This is a genomic window from Lacinutrix chionoecetis, from assembly GCF_053604665.1.
Window position 1 is genome coordinate 1 of record NZ_JBSHNQ010000035.1, and the last position, 702, is coordinate 702.

The window sequence follows — 702 nt, forward strand, 5'->3', positions numbered from 1 at the left end:
ATCATTGTTAGTATCACCAGCAAGTGTAAGCGTAGCAGTAATGTTTCCACCAAGTAAATCATCTGTAATTGTGATTGAATTAATAGATACAGCACCAGTGTTTGTTACAGTGAAGGTATAAGTTACAGCATCACCAGCAGCCACACATTCGTTAGTTGCAGTAGAAGCAGACTTAACCACATTAATACTACCATCGTCACAAAGTGTAACGTCTGGATTATTAGCATCAATAATGTAAGTATCTGTTGCTTGCACAGGCGTTGTTCCGTCTGGTTCAAGACCATCAACAGTAACGTTGTTGGTAATGTTACCAGCATCAACATCTGTTTGTGTTACTGTGTAATCTGGCGCAGTGAATACCCACGTTTCAGTAGGATCTAATAAACCATCATTGTTAGTATCACCAGCAAGTGTAAGCGTAGCAGTAATGTTTCCACCAAGTAAATCATCAGTAATTGTGATTGAATTGATTGATACGGCACCAGTATTGGTTACTGTGAAAGTATAAGTCACTAAGTCACCAGCAGCAATACAATCATTAGTTGTAGAAGAAGCTGCCTTCACGATATTAATACTACCATCGTCACAAAGTGTAACGTCTGTATTATTAGCATCAATTATGTAAGTGTCTGTTGCTTGCACAGGCGTTGTTCCGTCTGGTTCAAGACCATCAACAGTAACGTTGTTGGTAATGTTACCAGC

Annotated in this window: 1 protein-coding gene; it reads right to left on the reverse strand. The window is 39.2% G+C overall.

The annotated features are described in order from the left end of the window. Nucleotides 1-702, reverse strand: a 702-nt coding sequence (locus ACVC43_RS00180; RefSeq protein WP_452222552.1) for a DUF7507 domain-containing protein, incomplete at both ends; no start/stop codon positions are given.